Raw genomic sequence first — 12548 nt, 5'->3', positions numbered from 1 at the left:
GGGTCCCTCGCTTCGATGAACGATCCCGGTTTCATGGGGGGAACCCACCGCATGTCAAGCAACGATCGTTCCGGAGCCGCGCGGGACATCCCGCAGGATCGGGCTCGGATCAGCGAGGATTCGATTCGCCGGCACCTGATCGAGCAGATCGCGCGTCGCTCCCGGACCACCGCCGACCAGATCGATCCCGACCGCCCGCTCGAGGAGTTCGGGCTCGCCTCCCGCGACGCCGTCGCGATCGCCGGCGAGCTCGAGCAGATGCTCGGCCGGTCGCTCCCCGCCACCCTCGTCTGGGAACACCCGACGATCGACAAGCTCTCCGCGGCCCTCGCGTCCGGCGCCGACCTCGCCGCCGCCGCGAGCGCCGCACCGGCGGCGCCGTCCGGCCCCGCCGCCCCGTCGCCCGCCCCCGCCGCGGACGAGCCGATCGCCGTCGTCGGCATCGGCTGCCGCTTCCCCGGCGGCGACCGCGACCTCACCGGCCCCGCCGACTACTGGCGGTTCCTCACCGGCCGCGGCGACGCGATCCGGGAGGTCCCGGACGGCCGCTGGGACCCGTTCGACGACGGCTCCCCCGAGGTCGGCGACCTGCTCGCCCGGACCACGCGCCTCGGCGGCTTCCTGGACGACGTCGCCGCGTTCGACGCCGCGTTCTTCGGCATCACGCCGCGCGAGGCCGCCGTCATGGACCCGCAGCAGCGGCTCGTCCTCGAAGTCGCCTGGGAGGCGTTCGAGCACGCCGGGATCGGCCCGGCGTCGCTGCGCGGCAGCCGCACCGGCGTGTTCGTCGGCGTGTCCGCGCCCGAGTACGCGGCGTTCACCGCGTCCGACCCGGCCGCCCTGGAGCCGTTCACCGCGACCGGCGCCGCGCTCAGCATCATCGCGAACCGGCTGTCGTACCTGCTGGACCTGCGCGGCCCCAGCATGATCGTCGACACCGCGTGCAGCTCGTCGCTGGTCTCGACGCACCTCGCCGTGCAGGCGCTGCGGCGCGGCGAGGCCGACGTGGCGCTCGCGGGCGGCGTGAACCTGCTGCTGTCCCCGACCGTCACGATGACGTTCGACCTCGCCGGGGGCACCGCCGCCGACGGGCACTGCAAGGCGTTCGACGCGTCCGCCGACGGGATGGTCCGCGCGGAAGGCTGCGGCGCGGTCGTGCTGAAGCGGCTGTCGGACGCGCTCCGCGACGGCGACCGCGTCCTCGCGGTCGTCCGGGGCAGCGGCGTCAACTCCGACGGCCGCTCCAACGGGCTCGTCGCCCCCAACTCCGAGGCCCAGCGCGCGCTCCTGCGCGACGTGTACGCGTCCGCCGGGATCGACACCCGCGAGGTCGACTACGTCGAGGCGCACGGCACCGGCACGTTCCTCGGCGACCCGATCGAGGCGAAGGCCGTCGGCGAGGTCCTCGGCGCGGGCCGCGCCCCGGACGAGCCCCTGCTGCTCGGCTCGGCGAAGTCGAACCTCGGGCACATGGAGTCCGCCGCGGGCGTCGCCGGGCTGATCAAGGCGGTCCTCGCGCTGCACCACGGGACCATCCCGCCGAGCGCGCACTACCGCGAGCCGAACCCGCACATCCCGTTCGACGACCTGCGGCTGCGCGTCGTCGACGAGGAGACGCCGTGGCCCGACCGCGGCCGCCCCGCCCGCGCGGGCGTGTCCGGATTCGGGTTCGGCGGGACGAACGCGCACGTCGTCCTCGAAGCGGCGCCGGCGCCCGAACCGCGCGTCCAGCCCGCGGCCGTCCGCACGTTCCCGCTCTCCGACACCGCCGACGACCGCGTCCGCGACCACGCGTCCGCCCTCGCGTCCTGGCTCCGCGACACCGACGCCGGCGCCGCCGCCGCGCTCCCCGACCTCGCCCGCACCCTGCACGGCCGCGCCGGACGCGGCCGGGCCCGCGCCGCCGTCGCCGCCCGCGACCGCGCCGGGCTCGTCGACGGGCTCACCGCGCTCGCCGAGGGACGCCCCCACCCGGGCGTCGTCACCGGCTCGGCGCTCGGCACGCCCGGCCGTCCCGTCTGGGTGTTCTCCGGGTACGGGGCGCAGCGCGCGGGCATGGCGCGGCGGCTCCTGGAGGAGGAGCCCGCGTTCGCCGAGGCCATCGACGACCTCGACGGGCTGTTCGCCGAGGAGGGCGGCCCCGCCCTGTGGGACCTCCTCGAATCCGGCGCGGAACCGGGCGGCCCGGCCGAGACCATGCCCGTCCTGTTCGCGATCCAGCTCGGCCTCGCCCGCATGTGGGCGTCCTACGGCGTGACGCCCGCCGCGGTCATCGGCCACTCGATGGGCGAGGTCGCCGCGGCCGTCGTCGCCGGGGCGCTCACCCCGCAGGACGGCGTCCGCGTCATCTGCCGCCGGTCCCGCCTCCTCACCCGCCTCGTCGGCGGCGGCGCGATGGCCGTGCTCGGCGCGTCCGCCGCCGAGGTCGGGCGCCTCGCCGGCGACCTGCCCGAGGTGTACGCGGCCGTCCACTCGTCGCCGAAGCAGACGGTCGTCACCGGCGACGCCGGCCAGGTCGCCGAGATCGTCGCGCGTGCCGAGGCCGAAGGGCGCCTCGCCCGCATGGTGAAGGCCGAGGGCGCGGGCCACTCCCCGCAGGTCGACCCGCTGATCCCCGAACTGCGGGAGCTGCTCGCCGGCGTCGGCGCCGAACGGGGCACGCCCCTCGCCGACGGGATCGTCCTCTACACCACCGCCCTGGACGACCCGCGCGCCGTCTCCGCCGCCGACGCGACGCTCGACGCCGGGTACTGGGCCGCGAACCTGCGCAACCCCGTCCGGCTGACCGACGCCGTCGCCGCCGCGTCCGAGGACGGGCACCGCACGTTCGTCGAGGTCAACGCGCACCCGATCCTCGCGCACGCCGTCGGCGAGACCCTCGACGGCAGCGGCGCGCTCGTCACCTGCACCCTCAAGCGGGCGCCGAAGGGCCAGGAGACCGACGACACCGTCACCTTCCACGCGCAGCTCGCCCGCCTCGCCGCGCACGGCCTCGCCGTCGCCGCGCCCGCCGACGGCGCGATCACCGACGTCCCGTCCTCGCCGTGGCGGCACGAGCGGCACTGGGTCGACCTGTCCGCGCGCGCCGACCGGGGCCGCGACGAGCACCCGCTGCTCGGCGCGCACGTCGAACTGCCCGGCGAGGACCGGCACGCCTGGCGCGCCGACGTGGGCCTCGCCGCCCGCCCGTGGCTCGCCGGCCTCGCCGTCCACGGGCTGCCCGTGCTGCCGGTCGCCGCGTACGCCGAGATGGCCCTCGCCGCCGGCGCGAGCGCCCTCGGCACCGGCGCCGTCCGCGTCAACAGCCTGTGGATCGAGCGGCCCCTCGCGCTCGCCGAACACACCACCGTCACCACCACCTGGACCGAGGACGAGCAGCGCGTCGAGATCCACGCCCGCACGCCCGCCGGGACCTGGACCCGGCTGGCCAGCGCGGACGTCGGCGAGGACGACCGCCCGCCCGCCGCCGAACCCGCCGCGGACACCGGCGGCCTGCCCGAGGTGCCCGCCGCCGAGCGCGGCAGCCGCCACTACCGCCTGCACCCCGAGGTCCTCGACCGGTGCCTCGCCGTCCTGTCCGCCGAGGCCGCCGCCCTCGCGGGCGACGGCGTCTGGCTCGCCGAGACCATCGGCGGCCTGCGCGTGCACGGCCCGACGCACCGCGGCGGCCGCGTCCGCGCGACCGCCCGGCACGGCGAGGACGGCGTGCTCGGCACGGTCGTCCTGCACGGCCCCGGCGGCGAAGTGCTCCTCGAGGCCACCGGCATCGTGCTCCGCCGCACCGAGCGCCCCGACGTCCCCGTCCCCCTGCACGACAAGCTCGTCGAGGTCGTCTGGGACGAGACCGCGGCGCCCGGCCCGGCCCCCGAGGACGGCGGCGCGTGGCTGCTGCTCTCCGACGAGGACGACGCGCTCGCCGCGGCCGTCGCCGCCGGGCTCGAGGAGCGCGGCCGCACCGTCATCCGGCACCGGCCCACCGCGGCGCCGCCCGACGACCACCCGATGGACGAGCACCGGGTCGCGGGCGTCGTGCTGGTGCCGTCCGCCGGGCTCGTCGACGAGGACCTCGTGCTCGCCGTCGCGCGGATCAGCCGCACCCTCCCCGACGGCCCCCGCTTCTACGTCGCGACCCGCACCGCCGTCCCCGTCCTGGACGGCGAGGCCGGCGAGCCCGCGCACGGGTTCGTCCGCGCGCTCACCCGCGTCCTGGCGTTCGAGCGGACGGTCCAGCGCGCGACGCACGTCGACGTCGACCGGCCCGCCGACCTCGTCGCCGAACTGCTCGCGGACGGCGACGCCCGCGAGGTCGCGTGGCGCGGCGGCGCCCGGTACGTCGCGCGGCTCGCGCCCGGCGCGGTGCCCGAGCCGCCCGCGAAGCGCAAGCGGATCGTCCGGCGCGGCGGCGCGTACGTGATCACCGGCGGGTACGGCGGGATCGGCCTGGTCACCGCGCGGCTGCTCGCCGAACGGGGCGCGGGGCGGATCGTGCTGTCCGGCCGCCGCGGACCGGACGACGCCGCCGAGAAGGTCATCGCGCGGCTGCGCGAGAGCGGCGTCGACGTGGGGATCGTCCTCGGCGACATCGCGGCGCCCGGCACCGCCGAGCGGCTGGTGCGGGTCGCGCAGGAGGGCGGCGTGCGGCTGCGCGGCGTCGTGCACGGCGCCGGCGCCATCGACGACCGGCTGATCGCCGACCTCGGACCGGACGATCTCCACAGGGTGTGGACGGCGAAGGTGGAGGGCGCCCGGCGGCTCAGCGAGGCCACCTGGGACCTCGACCTCGACTGGCTCGTCATGCACTCGTCCGCCGCCGCGCTGCTCGGCTCGCCGGGGCAGGGCGCGTACGCCGCCGCGAACGCCGCGATCGACGCCCTCACCGCGTACCGGCGGGCGCACGGCCGCCCCGGCACCACCGTCAACTGGGGCACCTGGTCCCAGGTCGGCGGCGCCGCCGACCTCGCCGTCGCGGTCATCGAGCCGATCAGCCCCGAGGAGGGCGCCGAAGCGCTCGAAGCCCTGCTCGTGCACGACCGTCCGGCGACGGGCGTCCTGCGGTTCGACCCCGCGACCGCGGTCGGGCTGTTCCCCGAGATCCGCACCATGCCGTACTTCGCGGCGCTCACCGAGGCCGCCAGCGGCGCGGACGACGACACCGGCGACTGGCCGGGCATCGACGCCCTCAAGGAGCTGCCGCCCGCCGAGGCCCGCAAGGCCATCGCCGCGCAGGTCCGGTACCGGATCGCGTCCGTGCTCGGCTTCGAGCCGCAGCGCCTCGACCCCGCGGTGCCGCTCACCGACCTCGGGCTCGACTCGCTCGTCGCCGTCCGGATCAAGAGCGGCGTCGAGCACGACCTCGGCCTCACCGTCCCCGCGTCCGTGCTGCTGCAGGGCGCCAGCGTCAACGTGTTCGAGGAGTGGGCGGCCGGCGAGCTCGGCCTCGCCGGCGCGCCCGCCCCCGCGCAGGCCGCCGCGAACGCCGAACCCGGCTACGTGATGCCCCGCGACGCCGCCGAACGCCTCGCCGTCCGCATCTTCGAGGACGTCCTCGAAGTCGACCGGGCCGGCGTCACCGCGGACTTCTTCGCCGACCTCGGCGGGACGGACGCGCACGCCGACCGGCTCGTCGCGACGATCGCGAAGGAACTCGGCCGGGAGGTCACCCGCGGCGAACTGCTCGCGACACCCACCGCCGAGCACGTCGCGGAGTTCATCCGCGCCGCCGACGAGGAGGCCGCACGGCAGACCGTCCGTCCGCTGAAGGCATCCGGGACGCGGCGCCCGCTCTTCATCGCCCACCCGGCGGGCGGCACCACCGCCTGCTACCGGCAGCTCGTCGACCTGCTCGGCGACGACCAGCCGGTGTACGGCCTCGAACGGTTCGAGGACGCTCCGTCCGTCGAGGAGCGCGCCGCCCGGTACGTCGCGCACCTGCTGGAGGCGCAGCCCGAGGGCGCGTTCCGGCTCGGCGGCTGGTCGTTCGGCGGCGTCCTCGCCTACGAGACGGCGCGGCGGCTCCGCGCCGCCGGACGCGACGTCGAGTTCGTCGCCCTGTTCGACGCGGGACTCCCCCTCGCCGTGGACGACGAGTCCGACACGCTCGCGCGCCGGTTCGCGGCGTTCGCCGACTACATCAACGAGACGTACGGCCTGGACGTCGCCCTCACCTACGAGGAGCTGTCCGGGCTGGACGAAGAGGCGCAGTTCGCGCTGGTCATGGAGCGGGCGGCGCCGCTGGTGGATCACATTCCGCCGGCCGCGCTGACCCATCAGCTCACGTCCCACCAGGACACCCGATCCCTGGAGGCGTACCGGCCGGGGCCCTACGACGGCCGCGTCATCCTGTACTACGCGCCCGAGGAGACGCCCTGGGCCGTCCGGGACGCCCGCTACGTGCTCGACGGGACGAACGGTTTCGGCGGGCTCTGCTCCGACCTGGAGAAGGTGACGATCCCGGGCGTGCACCACCTCAACCTGCTGGATCCCCCCGGCGTGCGGACGCTCGCCGCGGACCTGGAGGACCGGCTCGCCGGGCGCAGGCCCGGCGCGGTCCCGCGCAGTGAACCGCCGGAGGCCGCGGGCGCGGCCGCGCGCCGCCGGCCCACCCCGGCCCGCTGAGGGCCTGCCCCACCCCGTCGTTACGGAGGACACCCATGGCTCAGCCCGGCTCGTCCCACCCGCTCCTCGACGCCGTCCGCGGCGGCGCCAGCGGTCCCGAGCTGCAGGAGATCGACCTTCCGACCCGCTTCCGCGCAGCCTTCACCCGCAAGGACGAGGTGGGGATCTTCGAAGGCGAGACCGACAAGGACGTGCGCCGCTCGCTGCACGTCGACGAGGTCGAGATGCCCGAACTCGCCCCCGACGAGTGCGTCGTCGCGGTGATGTCCGCGGCGATCAACTTCAACACCGTCTGGTCGGCGATCTTCGAGCCGGTCCCGACGTTCGCGTTCCTGGAGAAGTTCGGCCGCCAGGGCTGGTACGGCGCCCGGCACGACCTCCCGTACCACATCCTCGGCTCGGACGGCTCCGGCGTGGTCGTCCGCACCGGCGAGGGCGTCCGGAACTGGAAGGCCGGCGACAAGGTCGTCCTGTCCCCGTTCTTCGTGGACGAGGAGGACCACGGCTCCTACGACGACGGCATGATGAGCGAGAGCCAGCTCGCGTGGGGCTTCGAGACGAACTTCGGGTCGCTCGGCGAGTACTGCATCGTCAAGGCGAACCAGCTCATCCGCAAGCCGAAGCACCTCACCTGGGAGGAGGCGGGCTCGAACACCCTGTGCGCGGCCACCGCGTACCGGATGCTCGTCGGCCCGCACGGGGCGCGGATGAAGCAGGGCGACGTCGTCCTGATCTGGGGCGCGACGGGCGGGCTCGGCTCGTACGCGACGCAGCTCGTCCGCAACGGCGGCGGCATCCCGGTCGCGGTCGTGTCGTCGCCGGAGAAGGCGGACATCGTCCGGGCGCAGGGCTGCGAGCACATCATCGACCGCAGCGAGCTGAACCTCGGCGAGCAGGGCCTGCGGAACCCGAAGGCGGGCCGCGTCCTCGGCGAGGCGATCCGCTCCCTCGTCGGCGAGGACCCGGGGATCGTGTTCGAGTACCTCGGCCGCGAGACGTTCGGCGCGTCCGTCTACGTGGCCCGCCGCGGCGGCAAGATCGTGACGTGCGGCTCGTCGACCGGCTACCGGCACGAGTACGACAACCGCTTCCTGTGGATGCGGCTGAAGAGCATCATCGGCTCGCACGGCTTCAACTACCACGAGGCCGTCGAGATCAACCGGCTCATCTCGCTCGGCATGATCCACCCGACCCTGTCGAAGGTGTACGGCCTCGACGAGGCCGGCGAGGCGACCCGCGCCGTCCAGACGAACGCGCACGTCGGGAAGGTCGCGGTCCTGTGCGGCGCGACCGCCGAGGGCCAGGGCGTCGACGACCCGGCGATGCGCGAGCGCATCGGCGAGCACAACCTGAACCGCTTCCGCCGCTGACACGCCCCGCCCCGGGCGGCGCCCCCTCCCCCCAGGCGCCGCCCGGCCTCCCCTCCCGCGCGACCGCGTTCTCAGGCGGCGTCGGTGAACTGCACGGTCAGCTTCGCTCCGAGCGCATGGGCGATGCGGTCGAGCACTCCGATGGTCGGCGTGGGCCCGCCAGCTTCCAGCCGGGAGAGGGCGGGCTGCGTCATGCCGGCCCTCCTGGCGAGTTCGGCCTGCGACCAGCCCATGGCCTGGCGCCGTTCCCTGACGGCGTTTCCCAGTTCGAAGGCGATGCGGGCCTCCTCCCGTCCGGCGCGGACCTCGTCGTTGTCGCGGCCCGCGCCCGGCACCCAGCGCGCATGGGGGCTCTGCTGCTCTCCCATTGCCTCACACCTCCCTGATGTAGTCCGTCCGTGCATGGCCGTGCTCGTCCTGGCACACCTTCATGGCCCGCACCGCACGCTCGATCTCCGCGACTTCGCGGTCCTGCGTCTTGTAGAACACCGTGAGCAGGATGACTCGCCTCCCTGGCGCGAGCCAGTAAGTGATGCGCACCTGACGTGGATGCAAGTGGATGCGGAGCTCCCGCAGCCCGCCGCCCAGATGCCGCGACCACGGCTCGCCCAGCGTTTCGGCGTTCTCTGCGAGGATTTCGACGAACTGTTCGACGCGGCCGTACTCGCGGTCGGTGAGCGAATCCAGCCATGTCATGATCTCCGGCTCGATCTCGACGTTGTAGAGGCCTATGCATTGGACGCTATATGCATCGGATGCTATCAAACGCGTGTTTACGCAAGGTGATCCCACGTGGACGCAGCGGAGATGTGAGATGTCGTCGGGAGGGGCGGCCGGTTCTGGTCGGATGTCGACCTAGACTTTCGCCCTGACCGGTCCACGGGTCATGATTTGCCCCACACTGGTCTCATAAGTAGGTAATTACCCCGTGTGTGTGGCGCGGAACGCAGGGGAACCGAGCGGCGGGGAGGGTACGTGTCGGACGACGGTTCGAGCGCCACCGGGCGACCTTGGGCGGATCTGCCCAGGGAGTTGGCCGATCACATGCGGCCGCACCTCGACGAGGTGGCGGACGACATGATGCAGGAGATCCAGACGCGGGTCCGCGAGTACGACCGGCCGGGCGACGGGGCCTACTCGGGCACCCTGCGGCAGGCCGTGGAGCGCGTGCTGCACTACTTCGTGGACCGGGTGGCGGATCCGGACCACGAGCCCGCGTCCGTGACCGACTTCTTCCGCGCGATCGGGCGCGGCGAGGCCGGCGAGGGCCGCAGCCTCGACGCCATGCAGACCGCGATGCGGGTGGGCGGCATGATCGCGTGGCGCCGGATCACCGAGGGCGCCGACGCGCTGCGCGTCCAGCCCCGCACGCTGGGCGCGGTCGGCGAGGCGCTGATGCTGTTCCAGGACGAGCTGGCGCACGCGGCGGCGGAGGGCTTCTCCCAGGCCAAGGCCGAGGTGGCCGGGGAGATGCAGCGGCGCCGCAAGCGGCTGCTCGACCTGCTGTTCGCCGACCCGCCGGCCGGGGCGGAGGCCGTCGCGGACCTCGCGGCGGCCGCGCACTGGCCGCTGCCGCGGACGGTCGCGGCGGTCGCGCTGGGCCGCCAGGTCCGCGACGACCGCGGGACGGCGTTCCCGCCCGACGTGCTCGCCGACCTGACCCGCCGCACCCCCAGCCTGATCATCCCGGACCCGGACGGCCCCGGCCGCGCGAAGCTCGTCGACCGGGCGCTCGCCGGGACCCCGGCCGTCGTCGGCCCGACCGTCCCGGTCATGGAGGCGGGCCGCTCGTTCCAGTGGGCCCGCAAGACGCTGTGCCTGGTGCAGCGCGGCGTCATCGAGGGCGACGGGGTGGTGCGCAGCGTGGAGCACATGTCCACGCTGATCCTGTTCCAGGACGAGGGGCTCACCACGGCGCTCGCGGACCTGCGGCTCGCGCCGCTGGCGCACCTGCGGCCGAGCCAGCAGGACCGGCTCGCCGAGACGCTGCTGGCGTGGCTGCAGTCGGGCCGCAACGCCAACGAGGTCGCGATGCGCCTGCACGTGCACCCGCAGACCGTCCGGTACCGGCTGCGGCAGCTCGAGGAGCTGTTCGGCGACCAGCTCCTGGACCCGGACCTGCGGTTCGACCTCGAGATCGTGCTGCGCGCCCGCGCGCTGCTGGCGGCGGGGCCGGGCGAGCACCTGATCCCGTCCGCGAAGGCGGCCGTGGGGGACAGCGGCGAGGTCGTCAGCTTCCGGCGGACCTGACCCGCAGCCGCTCGGCGGTGGCGACCCGCTCCGCCAGCCGGGTCTGCGCGTCGCACAGCAGCCACAGCTCGCCCTCGTCGAGGGCGACGATCTCCTCCAGGCAGCCGTTCAGCAACTGGTAGTCCGTCAAGGGCGTCACCCGGGTGGCGCGCAGGCCACGGTCCGAGCGTTCGCTGTGCCAGCCGGGCATGCACATGGACACCGACATCACCGCGGACTCCTTGGTCGGCCTATGGTAGGACTACCGTAGGCGGCCGGGGGCCGTGTCACAACGTGTTCGGCAGAACACGGACAGAGATTGTCGCGGTGCCCGGCGCGGCTCGGGAGCGAGGTGAGCCTGACGGTACCGGCCCCGGGCCCGGACGCGGTATGAGATCGTGAGATCGACGTACGCAGTTCGGAGCAGGATCGGGTATGCCGCGACCCCCCACGAAGGCGCAAGCGATCACCAGTGCGCTGGCCGCCCGGATCGTCGAGGGCGAGCTCGACCCGGGCGCGTGGCTGCCCTCCGAGCGCGAACTCGCCCGCGAGTTCGGCGCCGACCGCTCCACCGTCCGCCGGGCGCTGCGGATGCTCGCCGGGCAGGGCCTCGTCCGCGTGGAGCACGGCTCCGGGGTGCAGGTCCGCACCGCCGGGCGGATCCGCCGCGCGGCGTCCGACATCACCCGCCAGGTCGGCGGCTGGCGCGGCTTCCACGTGTCCGCGCAGAGCACCGGCACCCCCTTCACCCGGACGGACGTCGCGGAGGTCGCCGCGGACGAGCGGCTCGCGCGGCGCCTCGCGGTGCCCGCCGGGACGCGGCTGCTGCGGCGCGCCCGCGTCCAGGGCGTGGAGGGCGAGCCGCCCGTGCAGACGGCCACGACCTGGGTGCCGCTCGACGTGGTGGAGCGGGTCCCGGTCCTGCGGGAGGTCGACACCGGGCCCGGCGGGATCTACTCGCGGCTGGAGGAGGCGGGGCTCGCGATCGTGTTCGAGGAGACGGTCACCTGCCGGCTGCCGCGCGCGGAGGAGCAGGAGGTGCTGGAGATCGGCCCGGAGCAGCCGGTGCTGACGCTGTGGCGCCGCGCGCACGACCAGGACGGCCGCGTGGTCGAGGTGACCCACCGGGTGGTGGCGGGCCACCGGCACGAACTCATCTACCGATACGGGGCGGGAGTCTGACATGTCCGACCTCCAGGAGGGCGACGGGGCGGACGGCGGGCGCCCCGCCGTGCGCCGGATCGCGTCGCGCGTCGTGTACGAGAACCCGTGGATGGTCGTCCGCGAGGACGAGATCGAGCGGCTCGACGGCTCGCGCGGCATCTACGGCGTCGTCGACAAGCCCGACTTCGTGCTGGTCGTCCCGGAGGAGAACGGCGGCTTCCACATGGTGGAGGAGTACCGCTACCCGATCGGGCGCCGGACGTGGAACTTCCCGCAGGGCTCGGCGCCCGGCCGCGCGCACGTCGAGCCCCTGGAGCTGGCCCGCCGGGAGCTGGCCGAGGAGACCGGGTTCACCGCCGGACGGCTGCGCCGCATCGGCTACCTGAACTGCGCGCACGGCACGAGCGGCCAGGGCTTCACGGTCTTCCACGCGACCGACCTGACGCCCGGCGAGCCGGACCGGGAGGTCGAGGAGCAGGACATGCGGCAGCGGTGGGTGTCGCGCGCCGAGTTCCGCGAACTCGTCGCGACCGGCCGGATCACCGACGACTCCACCCTCGCCGCCTACGCCCTGCTCGCCATCGCGGCCGGCTGACGCCGGACGCCCGCGGCGGGTCAGCGGGCGGGCCGCAGCGCCGTGCCGAGGACCGCGCGGATGCGGTCGGGGTCGGCCTCGCCGTCGCCGAGGAGGACGGCCGTGCACAGGCCGTCGGCCAGCGCCACGAACGCCGTGACCGCGTCGGGGTCGTCGGTGCGGGTCCGGGCGAGTTCCGCGACGTTGTCGCGCCAGCTCCGGGCGGCGGGGCGCAGGGCGGGCCGGCGGGCCGCCAGGGTCGACAGCTCCCGTTCGGCGAGCGCGCGCTCCCGGCCGTCCCCGCCCGATTCGGCGATGAGCCGGGCGAGGCCGCCGACCGGGTCGTCCGCGGACTCGATGAGGCTGCGGATGCGGCGGGTGTACTCGTCGGTGACGCCGGTCAGGGCGGCGATCAGCAGGTCGTCCAGGGTCGCGAAGTAGTAGAGGGTGAGGCTGGTGGTGATCCCGGCCTCCTTGGCGACGGCGCGGTGGGTGACGCCGGCGGCGCCGTCGCGGCGGACGACCGCCAATTGTTGGACGGAAAAGGGGCGCCGTCCCCCCGGAACGGCGCCCCTTCGCCTTCGCGGCCTTCCGGC

The 12548-nt window shown here is 74.8% G+C and carries 9 protein-coding genes; 5 read left to right on the top strand and 4 right to left on the bottom strand.

Annotation, left to right across the window (positions count from 1 at the left end; translation table 11 throughout):
* The first annotated feature begins 51 nt into the window (after nt 1–51).
* Both H505_RS42290 and ccrA read left to right on the top strand, forming a co-directional pair.
* On the top strand, nt 52–6615 hold the full coding sequence (locus tag H505_RS42290; protein WP_051300772.1) for a type I polyketide synthase: 6564 nt from the start codon (nt 52–54) through the stop codon (nt 6613–6615).
* A gap of 35 nt (nt 6616–6650) precedes the next feature.
* Nucleotides 6651–7985, top strand: coding sequence for a crotonyl-CoA carboxylase/reductase (gene ccrA, locus H505_RS0116530; protein WP_026402888.1), 1335 nt, complete (start codon nt 6651–6653; stop codon nt 7983–7985).
* Nucleotides 7986–8056: 71 nt separating this feature from the next.
* On the opposite strand, the gene H505_RS0116525 is transcribed toward ccrA, so the two are convergent.
* Nucleotides 8057–8353, bottom strand: a complete 297-nt coding sequence (locus tag H505_RS0116525) for a helix-turn-helix domain-containing protein (RefSeq protein WP_034518196.1) — start codon at nt 8351–8353, stop codon at nt 8057–8059.
* A 4-nt stretch (nt 8354–8357) separates the two neighbouring features.
* A complete protein-coding gene (locus H505_RS0116520) occupies nt 8358–8681 on the bottom strand; it encodes a type II toxin-antitoxin system RelE/ParE family toxin (protein ID WP_051300794.1) in 324 nt (107 codons plus the stop codon).
* Between the two features lie 234 nt (nt 8682–8915).
* Between H505_RS0116520 and H505_RS0116515 the strand changes: the two genes are divergently transcribed.
* A complete protein-coding gene (locus tag H505_RS0116515) occupies nt 8916–10235 on the top strand; it encodes a PucR-like N-terminal domain-containing protein (protein WP_482146150.1) in 1320 nt (439 codons plus the stop codon).
* Here H505_RS0116515 and H505_RS0116510 read toward each other — a convergent pair.
* Nucleotides 10216–10443, bottom strand: coding sequence for a hypothetical protein (locus tag H505_RS0116510; protein ID WP_125618665.1), 228 nt, complete (start codon nt 10441–10443; stop codon nt 10216–10218). The genes H505_RS0116515 and H505_RS0116510 overlap by 20 nt on opposite strands.
* Nucleotides 10444–10649: 206 nt before the next feature.
* Between H505_RS0116510 and H505_RS0116505 the strand changes: the two genes are divergently transcribed.
* Both H505_RS0116505 and H505_RS0116500 read left to right on the top strand, forming a co-directional pair.
* Nucleotides 10650–11396, top strand: a complete 747-nt coding sequence (locus H505_RS0116505; protein WP_026402883.1) for a GntR family transcriptional regulator — start codon at nt 10650–10652, stop codon at nt 11394–11396.
* 1 nt (nt 11397) lies between these two features.
* Nucleotides 11398–11973 (top strand): NUDIX domain-containing protein, encoded by a 576-nt coding sequence (locus H505_RS0116500; RefSeq protein ID WP_051300771.1) that lies wholly within the window; start codon nt 11398–11400, stop codon nt 11971–11973.
* Nucleotides 11974–11993: 20 nt separating this feature from the next.
* Here the strand turns inward: H505_RS0116500 and H505_RS42285 are convergent, their stop codons facing one another.
* On the bottom strand, nt 11994–12482 hold the full coding sequence (locus tag H505_RS42285) for a TetR/AcrR family transcriptional regulator (RefSeq protein WP_157433020.1): 489 nt from the start codon (nt 12480–12482) through the stop codon (nt 11994–11996).
* Nucleotides 12483–12548 lie beyond the last annotated feature (66 nt).

It is taken from the genome of Actinomadura rifamycini DSM 43936, assembly GCF_000425065.1.
Taxonomy (GTDB): domain Bacteria; phylum Actinomycetota; class Actinomycetes; order Streptosporangiales; family Streptosporangiaceae; genus Spirillospora; species Spirillospora rifamycini.
The sequence above is the reverse complement of the archived record's forward strand: the minus strand, read 5'-3'. Positions and strand labels throughout refer to the sequence as shown.

Bases quoted from the DNA above. Each gene is read 5' to 3' on its own strand.
- ccrA (WP_026402888.1), top strand. From the start codon at position 6,651: ATGGCTCAGCCCGGCTCGTCCCACCCGCTCCTCGACGCCGTCCGCGGC.
- H505_RS0116500 (WP_051300771.1), top strand. From the start codon at position 11,398: ATGTCCGACCTCCAGGAGGGCGACGGGGCGGACGGCGGGCGCCCCGCC.
- H505_RS0116520 (WP_051300794.1), bottom strand. From the start codon at position 8,681: ATGACATGGCTGGATTCGCTCACCGACCGCGAGTACGGCCGCGTCGAA.
- H505_RS0116510 (WP_125618665.1), bottom strand. From the start codon at position 10,443: ATGTCGGTGTCCATGTGCATGCCCGGCTGGCACAGCGAACGCTCGGAC.
- H505_RS42290 (WP_051300772.1), top strand. From the start codon at position 52: ATGTCAAGCAACGATCGTTCCGGAGCCGCGCGGGACATCCCGCAGGAT.
- H505_RS0116505 (WP_026402883.1), top strand. From the start codon at position 10,650: ATGCCGCGACCCCCCACGAAGGCGCAAGCGATCACCAGTGCGCTGGCC.
- H505_RS0116525 (WP_034518196.1), bottom strand. From the start codon at position 8,353: ATGGGAGAGCAGCAGAGCCCCCATGCGCGCTGGGTGCCGGGCGCGGGC.